The following is a 6,840-nucleotide window of genomic DNA, read 5'->3' as shown; positions in this document are numbered from 1 at the left end:
AAGGCGTGCTGGGCAACGGGGACAGTGGCGGTCCCGTGCTTGTGCAGGACGGCGGCCATTGGGTGCTGGCGGGGCTGGCCTCATGGAAATTCGTGGAGGGCAATGTGCTGACGGCCTGGCCCGGGCGTTATGGGCAGATCAGCTGCAACGTGCGTTTGAGCTACTACCGCGGGTGGATTGAGGGTGTACTTTCTGGCGAATCCGGATCGGCCCACTGACCGCGTTACGCGATGCCGGCAGTGAAGCGCACTGGCGGCCATCCTGCGGTACAGACCAAAGACGTTCGCTGGGTGCAATCGCTTTCCTGCAGGTCACTTGCCCCATCACCCTGCGAAAGCAAGGATGCCTTCCATGTCGACACCGCAACATTCACACCGTCGCGCGCACCAGAGCGCTGCTGAAGCTTCCGCCACGCGCGTAACCGCCACCGGACGGGATGAGCCGTACCCCGTCAAACGCCTTGTCATGGCGCGTCAGCGAGGGACCCGGCCGGGTCCTCCTGCAATGCGGTCTGGATCGATCCGGCCAGGTCGCTCCGGGTGAACGGCTTGGCCAGGATCGCAATGTTCCGGCCAAGCGCACCGCTGGCATCGAGGTCGCGCGGGTAGCCGGAGGTGAACAGCACATGCAGGCCGGGATTTCGCGCCAACGCCCGTTTGGCCAGCTCCCACCCGGACATGCCGGGCATCACGATGTCCGAGAACAACAGGTCCACGCTGACATCGGTACGCTCCAGAAGTCGCATGGCAGAGGGGCCGTCATGCGCTTCCAGCACGCGGTAACCGAGCTGGCGCAGGGTTTCCACGGTGTAGGCGCGGACATCGTCGTTGTCTTCGGCGACCAGGATCGTGGTGTCCTCCAGGACCTCGTAGAGTCCCTGTCGCGGTTCGCCGAGCGGCCGATCATGCGGCAGCGGCGCCGACGAACGCGGGAACAGCATGGTGATGGTGGTGCCGATGCCAGGTGCGGAATCGAGCAGCACGTGACCACCGGACTGCTTGACGAACCCGTACACCATCGACAATCCCAGGCCGGTGCCGCGGCCCACTTCCTTGGTGGTGAAGAACGGTTCGAACACGCGCGCCCTGGTTTCGGCGGACATGCCGTGGCCGCTGTCGCGCACGCGCACCATCGCGTAGTGGCCCGGCGGCACATCGGGGTTCTGGTTGCTGAAATCGTCATCCAGATGGGCGTTGTCCACCTCGATGGTGAGCCGTCCTCCCTCGGGCATCGCGTCGCGCGCGTTGACGGCCAGGTTGAGCACCGAGGCCTCCAGCTGGCTCGGGTCGATCTCCACGCACCAGATGTCCGGGCTGTGCAGCATTTCCAGTTGCACCAGTTCGCCGAGCGAACGCTTGAGCATGTCCTGCATGTCGCTGACCTGCGCGTTGAGGTCCACCGGCAGATTGCGCAGCGGCTGCCGACGCGAGAAGGCGAGCAATCGCTGGGTGACGTTGGCCGCACGCATCACGCCTTTGAGTGCGTTGTCCAGCGAGTGCGCGGCATTGCCGGCGCTGTCGCCGAGCCGGTCGATCAGCAGCTGGGCATACTCCACGTTGCCGGCGATCACGGTCAGGATATTGTTGAAATCGTGGGCGATGCCGCCGGTGAGCTGGCCGACGGCCTCGATCTTCTGGCTCTGGCGGAGGGCTTCCTCGGCCTGGCGGCGCGCGGTGGTCTCCACCGCTTCGGATACCACGGCGGTGACCTTGCCCTGGTGGTCCAGCAGCGGCCGGAAGGAAAATTCGAAGGCCCGCATGCCGGTGGGCAGGCGCAGCTCCAGCTCATGCCGGGAGGCCACCCCTGCGGCGGCCTCAAGCACCGCCTGGCAGACGATCGCCGGTACGCCCTCGGTATCGGCAAACCACGCCGATTCGCAGTAGACCGCACCGCGCACCTCCTGCTTGGTCGCCAGGATGGCGGCCAGCGAGGCGGAGTTGGTGTCGATGATGCGGCCATCCAGGGTCAGCAGATTCTGGTGCTGGAAGCTGGACTCGAACAGCGCCTGCAGCCGGCTTTCGCTGCGGTGCAGGGCCGAGGTGCGCTCGTCGACCTGGCGCTCAAGCGATTCGTTGCTGGCTTTCAGCAACGACTGCGCCTGCTTCAATTCGCTGATGTCGCGGGCCATGGCGTAGTACCCCATGACCGTGCCGTCGGCGGTGAGCTCGGGCACGCAGTCGACCTGGGCATAGCGCGGCGTGGCGCCGTTGCGGTGGGACAGCGTTTCGAAGCTGACCTTCTGGCCCAGCAGCACCTTGTCCAGGTGCTGCTGCATCTGCGCGAACGCCTCATCGCCGACGATCTCGCGCGCGTGCATGCCGATCAGGCTTTCCGGGTCGCGCCCGTGCCATTCGAAATAGGCCTGGTTGGCGAACCGGTAACGGTGGTCCTGACCGAAATAGGCGATCAGCGCCGGCAGCGAATCGGTGATCAACCGCAGCCGCTGGTGGCTGTCGTGCAGCTCGGCCTCCACGCGGGCCAGCCGGCGTCGCTCCTGGGCCTCGCCGATGGCGCGGACGATGGCATCGGGCAGCCGCTGCAGCCGCGACTTGACCACATAGTCGCGGGCACCGCGCCTGAGCGCCTGGACCGCGAGTTCTTCGGTCAGGGTGCCGGAGACGAAGATGAAGGGGATTTCCGGGGCGACCTCGCACGCCAGCGCCAGCGCGGCGTCGCCGTCGAAGCCGGGCAGTACATGGTCGGCCAGGATGACGTCGAACGCACCGCCGCGCAGGGCATCGAGCATTCCCTGGTGGGACCAGGTGCGTTCAACGGCAAAGGGCAGCCCGGCGCGGCCCAGCTGCAGTGTGATGAGTTCGGCATCCAGCGCATTGTCCTCGACCATCAGGATGCGGATTGGCGTGCCTGGTGCTGCTTCAGCCATCTTTTCTGCTCTTGGCGCCGAACAGGGTCCCGTGCGGCGGTGGTTGATTGGTGATGCCCCAGAACATGCCCAGGCCCTGGATGGCCTCCAGGAACTCCTTGAAGTCCACCGGCTTGACCACGAAGGCGTTCACGCCCAGCTCGTAGCTGCGGATCAGGTCCTGTTCTTCGCGCGAGGAGGTCAGCATCACCACCGGCGTGCTGCTCAGCGCGGCGTCTGTACGTATTTCACGGAGCACGTCCAGCCCATTGAGCTTGGGCAGTTTCAGGTCCAGCAGTACCACCACCGGGCCGCCATGCATGGCGCCCGCGTAGCGGCCCTGGCAACGCAGGTACTCAAGCGCTTCCACGCCGTCACGCACATGGGTGACGTCATTCAGCAGCTGGCAGCGGGCGAGGGCGGCCATGGTCAGTTCAGCGTCTTTCGGGTTGTCTTCCACGAGCAGGATCGGTCGCAGATCTCTCATACTTTGTCTCCAGTAGCGAAGGGGATGGTGAAGAAGAATGTCGCCCCGACGCCTACCTCGCCTTCGGCCCAGGTGCGGCCGCCGTGGCGGGTGATGATGCGGTGCACGTTGGCCAGGCCGATGCCGGTGCCTTCGTATTCGTCTGAATGGTGCAGGCGCTGGAACACGCCGAAGAGTTTGTCCACGTAGCGCATGTCGAACCCGCAGCCATTGTCGCGGACGAAGAACACCTCTTCGGTGTCGGTGCGCTGATGCCCCACCTCGATGACCGGCTGGGGCGTGTCGCGGGTGAATTTGATCGCGTTGGCCAGCAGGTTCTGCCAGACCAGCCGCAGCATGCCGGGGTCGGCCTGGACACGCGGCAGCGGCGGCACCGCCCACTGGATGGAGCGTCCGGCATATTCCATGTCCAGCTTGTGCCGGACATCCTCGACCAGGGCGGTCATGTCCATGGAAATCTGGCCCATCGTCGACCGGCCCATCTGCGAGAAGCTGAGCAGGTCATCCACCAGTGTTCCCGCAGATTGTGCAGACTCGACGATGGTGTCGAGAAATCTCTTTTCTGAATCGTTCAATCTGTCGCTGGCCGAGGCCCAGAGCAATTCCGAATAGCCCACGATGTGGCGGAACGGTGCGCGCAGGTCATGGCTGACCGAGTAGGAGAAGGCTTCCAGCTCCTTGTTGCTGCGCAGGAGCTGCTCGTTGAGCGCGGCCATTTCCTCGGCCTTGCGCAGCACGATGTCCACGATGGCCGCGCGCAGTTCCAGCGCGGCATCGCGATCGACCGCGTTCCAGGGCGATGACTGCCGGCGCACCGTTTCCTTCCAGCCTTCAAAGGACGTGCGCGGGGTAAGCGCGACGGTCGCTTCCTTGCGCGGGTCGCCGCCCCAGCGCACGGTACGGATGACCTCGGGGCGGAACCACAGCACGTAGCTGTCATGCACCTGCGAAATGGAAATGGCCAGTACGCCGCTGGCGACGTCGGCGAAGGCATCGGCATCCGTCCACAGGGACGGCAGGCGTTCGGTACAGAACAGATCGCCTTCGCGCTGCTGCGCGGCCAGCCACTGCACCAGGTGCATCACCTGTGCCTGGCTGGGGCAGTCGCCATGCAGGATGCACTCGCCCCGGTGCACGATCGCCGCGCCGGACGACTCGGTCAGCGCCAGCAGGCTGCGCTGGTCGCGACCGAGCGCGGCCATGAAATCCTGGTCGCCGGCCATGCGTGCGAGCAGCCGCACCTGGATGGCCCGGCGCGCGATGCGTTGTTCCACGCCCAACGCGCGTTCTTTCAACGCGATCTGGAGGGAGAGGATCTGGCCGATGAATTCACAGGCGGTGCGCACGTGATAGGGCACCCGCCGTGGGGTCCGGTTGTGGCAGGAGATCAGCCCCCACAACTGGCCTTCGCGCAGCAGCGACACCGACATCGACGCGCCGGTGCCCATGTTGCGCATGTACTGCAGGTGCACGGGGGACACGCTGCGCAGCGAAACCGGACTGAGGTCGGTGGGCGGGGAATCGGCCAGGGCGGCGCTGCGGACCAGCGGCACGGGCTGGTAATGGCTGTCGGCAATCAGCCGGACCCGGTTCTGCCGGTACAGCTCGCGTGCCTGGGCGGGGATATCCGACTCGGGGAAGCGCAGGTCCAGGTAGCTGGGCAGTGCGTCGTTCCTGTCTTCGGCAATGACCGCGCCATTCCACTCTTCGTCAAAGCGATACACCAGCACGCGGTCCAGGCCGGTGAGCTCGCGGACCTGCGCGGCGGCGAGATCGCACAGTTCGGCCAACGTGGCCGCGCGCTCGATCGCGCCCATGAAGTGGCGGATCGAGGGATACAGATCCTCCAGCGAGCCCGGCTCACCGGGCACCGGCGCTTCGAGTTCGACGATGAGGGTGTCGCCCACGCGGTGGGCCTGCACATGATGCGCGCCGTGCCCGCCGATCGCGTGGGCGCCGAGGAACTGCGAGGTGTCCTGTGCGATGGCTTGCAGGGCCGGCCTGCACCGCGCCAGTGCGCCGCCCAGAACAGTGTCGATGGGCTGGCCGAGCGGATCGCCGAATGTCTCCAGCAGCTCTTCGCGCGCGACCGCGCGCGCAGTGACCACCAGCGATGCCGGCTCCAGCACGAGGATCAGGCCGTAGGGCTGTATGGCGCCGGGCGTGCGTATCGGCTCGCTGGCGCAACCGCTGAGATCCAGGGGTTTTTCGCCGGACTTCCAGGATGACATGCTGTTGACCCCCACCAATTGCCGTGACTAGACMGCTCGAAGGACACCGCCGATCGATTGCCCGGCGAGCACCGGTCACTCTCTCTTGGTGTGACACGACGCACATAGCTTCGCATATCAGGTCTGCCGAACCGGTGACGATGCAGCACGGCGGAGGCGCGTGCAGGGCACGCGCAAATGCTGCGGCCTCAGTCGGACGCGTCGGCGACATACCGGGCGACACGTTCGAATGCGGCATCGGCCCCCTGCAGCAGCAGGGCCTCCTGGCGCTCATCGAGCGCTATCGCATCGAGTTCGGCGGTGAACGTGCGCCAGGCCGTGGCCACACCTTCCTGCGCAGGCGCCAGGTGGCGCGCACCAAAGTGCGGGTGCAGCCCCAGCCCGGCGGCCATCTTCAGGATCACCGCGCCACCGAGTGCCGAGCCCTCCACGACGTAAAGCCAGCCGAGCCGGTACGCCAGGGGCCCCGCGACCGGGTCTGCCGTGTGATCCGCGGGCGCGTCTGCGGCGAGATCGGCCAGGTCGCGTTCGATCAGGGCAATGCGTTGCCGTCCCTGCACACTGGGCAGCCGCTGCAGGATGTCCGGGCAGGCGTACAGGCCCTGCACGTCGGCATGCAGACGATGCTGGACACGGACGAAGCGGGCGAATGCCGCGCGGCTGGCGAAGATGTCCATCCCCAGGATCCGCGCATCGACGCGCCGATGGGCCTGGTCGGTGGCGGCCTTCAGACGTTGCGCACGTGACGTAAATGACGCGCCGGGTACGGAACGGACGGTGGGCTGCGATGACGGCACAGGGGGCAAGGAGTGGAAGGCGGACACCTATCGTATCAAGGCCGCTGGCACGCCTTTACGGGTCGATCCGGGTGGAGTCGACCCGCTTGCGCCCTTCCTGGGTGAGGTCGATGTCGCCATCTTCGGCCTGCGCCGCGTAACCGGCATTGACCGCCCAGTTGGCGTCCTCATCGGAAATCGGCCGGGTGGCGTTGATGTCATCCAGGATGCGGCGCTGTTCGGCGGTGAGGCTCACGTTGGCGACCTGTCGGCGCCCAGCGCGGGCACATCCTGCCGGGCACGGATGGCGCGGCGGTGATTTATCCACCACACCAGGCCCGGCAGCCCATACAGGACGGCGCCGACCAGCAGAAAGATCTTGAATGCGGTGTTCATGATGTGTCGATGTTCACGGGCGACAGCTGCAGTTCAGCAGATTCCCCGTGAAGCCGTCGTCCATCTGGCCGATGGATCCGGTAGTGC

General features: G+C 66.1%; 6 protein-coding genes and 1 pseudogene. 1 reads left to right on the top strand and 6 read right to left on the bottom strand.

The features are described from left to right. Positions 1-218: pseudogene (locus ACXJKH_RS11975) on the top strand (trypsin); the annotation flags it as partial. 245 nt (positions 219-463) lie between these two features. Here the strand turns inward: ACXJKH_RS11975 and ACXJKH_RS11970 are convergent. From ACXJKH_RS11970 to ACXJKH_RS11945, 6 genes are all read right to left on the bottom strand, one after another. After that, positions 464-2,884, bottom strand: a complete 2,421-nt coding sequence (locus ACXJKH_RS11970; protein WP_457319602.1) for a PAS domain-containing protein — start codon at positions 2,882-2,884, stop codon at positions 464-466. Continuing rightward, positions 2,877-3,350, bottom strand: a complete 474-nt coding sequence (locus tag ACXJKH_RS11965; RefSeq protein WP_256775979.1) for a response regulator — start codon at positions 3,348-3,350, stop codon at positions 2,877-2,879. Before ACXJKH_RS11965 ends, ACXJKH_RS11970 begins: the two co-directional genes overlap by 8 nt. Further along, positions 3,347-5,581: an ATP-binding protein gene (locus ACXJKH_RS11960; protein WP_457319601.1), complete on the bottom strand. Its 2,235-nt coding sequence runs from the start codon at positions 5,579-5,581 to the stop codon at positions 3,347-3,349. Before ACXJKH_RS11960 ends, ACXJKH_RS11965 begins: the two co-directional genes overlap by 4 nt. A 188-nt stretch (positions 5,582-5,769) precedes the next feature. Next, on the bottom strand, positions 5,770-6,378 hold the full coding sequence (locus ACXJKH_RS11955; protein WP_457319603.1) for a biliverdin-producing heme oxygenase: 609 nt from the start codon (positions 6,376-6,378) through the stop codon (positions 5,770-5,772). 55 nt (positions 6,379-6,433) lie between these two features. Continuing rightward, complete coding sequence (locus ACXJKH_RS11950; protein WP_256775977.1) at positions 6,434-6,613, bottom strand: hypothetical protein; 180 nt, start codon at positions 6,611-6,613, stop codon at positions 6,434-6,436. Then, positions 6,610-6,753: a hypothetical protein gene (locus ACXJKH_RS11945; RefSeq protein WP_457319600.1), complete on the bottom strand. Its 144-nt coding sequence runs from the start codon at positions 6,751-6,753 to the stop codon at positions 6,610-6,612. Before ACXJKH_RS11945 ends, ACXJKH_RS11950 begins: the two co-directional genes overlap by 4 nt. Positions 6,754-6,840 lie beyond the last annotated feature (87 nt).

This window comes from Stenotrophomonas sp. P5_B8 (assembly GCF_054049855.1).
This window is presented reverse-complemented; position numbering and strand designations above follow the sequence as displayed.

Excerpts from the sequence above, each read along its gene's own strand:
- ACXJKH_RS11970 (WP_457319602.1), bottom strand. The coding sequence starts at position 2,884 with ATGGCTGAAGCAGCACCAGGCACGCCAATCCGCATCCTGATGGTCGAG.
- ACXJKH_RS11965 (WP_256775979.1), bottom strand. The coding sequence starts at position 3,350 with ATGAGAGATCTGCGACCGATCCTGCTCGTGGAAGACAACCCGAAAGAC.
- ACXJKH_RS11960 (WP_457319601.1), bottom strand. The coding sequence starts at position 5,581 with ATGTCATCCTGGAAGTCCGGCGAAAAACCCCTGGATCTCAGCGGTTGC.
- ACXJKH_RS11945 (WP_457319600.1), bottom strand. The coding sequence starts at position 6,753 with ATGAACACCGCATTCAAGATCTTTCTGCTGGTCGGCGCCGTCCTGTAT.